At 74.0% G+C, this 3,315-nt stretch carries 2 protein-coding genes and 1 pseudogene; 2 read left to right on the plus strand and 1 reads right to left on the minus strand.

Going from position 1 to position 3,315, the window contains the following annotated elements:
* The coding region (locus tag F8274_RS30225; protein WP_151465762.1) for an adenylosuccinate synthase at nt 1-1,268 on the minus strand (1,268 nt) is incomplete at its 3' end.
* Between the two features lie 122 nt (nt 1,269-1,390).
* Here F8274_RS30225 and F8274_RS30230 point away from each other — a divergent pair.
* Together F8274_RS30230 and F8274_RS30235 are read left to right on the plus strand one after the other, a co-directional pair.
* Entirely contained in the window at nt 1,391-2,389 is a 999-nt protein-coding gene (locus F8274_RS30230; protein WP_151465765.1) for a diacylglycerol kinase family protein, read from the plus strand.
* A gap of 76 nt (nt 2,390-2,465) precedes the next feature.
* Nucleotides 2,466-3,315 (plus strand): annotated as a pseudogene (locus F8274_RS30235) (hypothetical protein); the annotation flags it as partial.

Genomic DNA, 3,315 nt, shown 5'->3' on the forward strand with positions numbered 1-3,315 from the left:
ATTACGTTTTCTTCGCGGCCGGGGCCTACGCCTACGATGCTCACCTTTGTGCCGCAGAGTTCTTCGATGCGGGCGATGTAGCGGCGGGCGTTCTCCGGGAGTTCGGCCTCGGTACGGGCCTTGGTGATGTCCTCCCACCAGCCGTCGAGCTCTTCGTAGATCGGGGTGGCGTGGTGGAAGTCGGTCTGCGTCATCGGCATGTCGTCGAAACGCTCGCCGTTGATCTCGTAGCCGACGCAGATCGGCACCTTGGCCATGCCGGTCAGCACGTCGAGCTTGGTGATGACCAGGTCGGTGACGCCGTTGAGGCGGCAGGCGTACCGGGCCACGACCGCGTCGAACCACCCGGTGCGGCGCTCACGGCCGGTGGTGGTGCCGTACTCGTGGCCGATCTTGCGCAGGTGCTGGCCGTTGTCGTCGAACAGCTCTGTCGGGAACGGGCCCGAACCGACCCGGGTGGTGTACGCCTTGCTCACCGCGATGACCTTGGTGATCGCGGTGGGCGGGATGCCCGCGCCCACGCACGCCCCGCCCGCCGTCGGGTTCGACGAGGTGACGAACGGATAGGTGCCGTGGTCCATGTCGAGCATGGTCGCCTGGGCGCCCTCGAGCAGGATCGTGTCGCCGCGGTCCAGCGCGTCCCAGAGCATGACCCGGGTCTCCGCGATGTACGGCCTGAGCCGCTCCGCGTAGCCCAGGTACTCCTCGATCGTCCCGTCGACGTCGATCGCCTTGCGGTTGTAGACCTTGAACAGCAGCTGGTTCTTCTCGCGGAGCGCCAGCTCCAGCTTCTTGCGCAGGATGCCGGGGTCCAGCAGGTCCTGGAGCCGGATGCCCATGCGGGCGACCTTGTCCCCGTAGGCGGGGCCGATGCCCCGGCCCGTGGTGCCGATCCGCGAGCTGCCCAGGTAGCGCTCGACCACCCGGTCCAGCGCCCGGTGGTGCGGCATGATGAGGTGCGCGTCACCCGAGATCCGCAGCCGGGACACGTCCACGCCCCGCTCGGCGAGACCGTCGATCTCCTCCAGCAGCACCTTCGGGTCGACCACGACGCCGTTGCCGATGACGATCATCGCGCTCGGCGACAGCGCGCCGGACGGCATGAGGTGCAGCGCGTACTTCTGGCCGTCCGGGGTGATCACCGTGTGGCCGGCGTTGTTGCCGCCGGAGTAGCGCACGACGTAGTCGACCCGCTCACCCAGCAGGTCGGTAACCTTGCCCTTGCCCTCGTCGCCCCACTGAGCGCCGATGAGCACGATCGCTGGCATCTTCTCCGCCTCCAGAAGGCTCGGGTGCCAGGTGGCGACCGGTCGGCGAGCCCGGGGTGTCAGGCTAACAAGTAGTGACGGCGGGACCGGCAGGGGTTCGTCGAGAAGCAGGAGGCTCCTTCGTGTACGACGTGGTGCTGCTCACCCTCGGCTCGGAGCGGGACGCTCCCGGTGGAGGCTGCGGCAGCGGTGGAGCCTGCTGCGGTGGCGCCTCGGAGGCGGCCGGCGAGCAGCCCGAGGAGCGCTGCGAGACGCCGCGCGTACCGGTGCTGGCCTGCGCGGATGCACTGACCACCTTGGGCGCCCGGGTGGAGACCGTCACTGCCCGCTCGGACGCGGAGATCGACGAGGTGCTGGCCCGCCTCGACGGCCCACCCCGCGCCGACGGCCTCACCTGGCCGGACCCCGACTCCAAGACCCGGCTGGTCGTCGCCACGGCCAGTGACGGTCAGTTGCGCGCCGTGCTGCGCCGGCTGGTCCGGCGGTACGCTCCGCCGCCCAGCCGCCGCCCCGCCGACCTGCCCGACAACCGGACCGTGCCGGACCTGCCGCCGGTCGGCGTACTCCCGCTCGACCCGGCCCGGTCCGGGACGGCGCGGGACCTGGCCGCGCAGCTCGGCCTGCCCCGGGATCCGGCGGCGGTGGCCGCCGCGGTGCTGGACGGCACCACGCGCCGGCTGGACCTGCTCCGCAACGACGGTGGCTCGGTGACCCTGGACGGCGCGCTGCTCGGCGCGGCCGACGACGAGGGCCGGCCGCTGCACTGGCGGGCCCGCATCGAGGTCGACGGCACGCTGCTGAGCACCGGCGAGGAGCCGATCATGGCCTGCGCGATCGGCAACGCCGGCGGGTACGCGCGCCTGGACGACGTGGTGCTGCTGGCCGACCCGGACCCGTCCGACGGACGGGTCGAGGTCGCGGTCGCCGTGCCCGTGGTCACCCGGTCCCTGTGGGGCCGGAAAAGGGTACGGCTGGAGGTGCGCCGGGCCCGCGGCCGGGCGGCGGCGGTCGTGCCCCGCGACAAGAAGGTGCCCTTCCTCGACGACGGCGTCGAGGGCGAGCTGAGCCGGAAGCGGTCCTGGTGGACCGAGCCGGGCGCCTGGGCGGTCTGGACGGCCTGACCCCCGTCGATCCCCCCGCTCGGGCCACCCGGCTGGCCGGACGGCCTATCCTCGGCGGGAGGAATGGGGAGGAACCGTGGTGCACGAGAACGCCGACCGGGCCCACGTGCCAGGTCAACCGCAGGTGCCGGAGCGGGACATCGAACCGCTCTGGCCGCCCGAGCAGACCGACGGGATCGTCACCGCCCCGCCGTGGGCGGCACCGGCGCAGCCCAACGTGGCGGCCTGGCCCGTCCCGCCGGCCTGGCCCGCACCGTCCTCGCCCGAGCCAGCGCCCCCGGCCGTCGACGCGGCGGGGGACGAGGCACGGGCGGGCGACGAGGCGCCCCACGCGGCGCCGGCCCCCGTCGACCTGGACCTCCCGTTCACCCTCGACCAACCGGCCGCCTCCCCGGCCCGGGCCGCGCCCGAGATTCCCACGCCCCGGACGACCGGCGCCCACCTGAGCCACGCCACCGACCCGAACGGTGCGGTCGGCCCGGAGGTCGGCATCGGGACGGACCCCGAGATCACCCCCGTGCCTGCCGCCCGCCCGGATGGCGCCGTCGACCCGGCGAAGGCCGGCGGCCCGGATGACGCCGCCGACCCGGCGAAGGCCGGCCCGGATGACGCCCCCTACTTGGTCGGCTCCCTCGGAGCGGCCGGCGCGGACGGTACAGCCGGCTCCCTGCCGACGGCCATCCCGGAGGCGAGCGCGACCTCGACGGAAGCCTCGGCCGGCGCCCACGGAACGCCCGGCGAACCGCCGGTGACCTCCGGCGAGCACCGGGCGAGCACGCCGCCGAGCGACCGGCCGGAGTCCCCCTGGGCCCAGCCTCCGCAGCGCTCGACCGCCGAGGCGCCCACGCCGCCGTCGCACCCGGGGCCGGTTCCGCCAGCCACCCAGGCCGGACCGGCCACCGCGGTCCACCCGCCCGAGCCGAACG

Origin of the sequence: Micromonospora sp. AMSO31t (genome assembly GCF_008868175.1) — a bacterium.
Lineage (GTDB): Bacteria > Actinomycetota > Actinomycetes > Mycobacteriales > Micromonosporaceae > Micromonospora.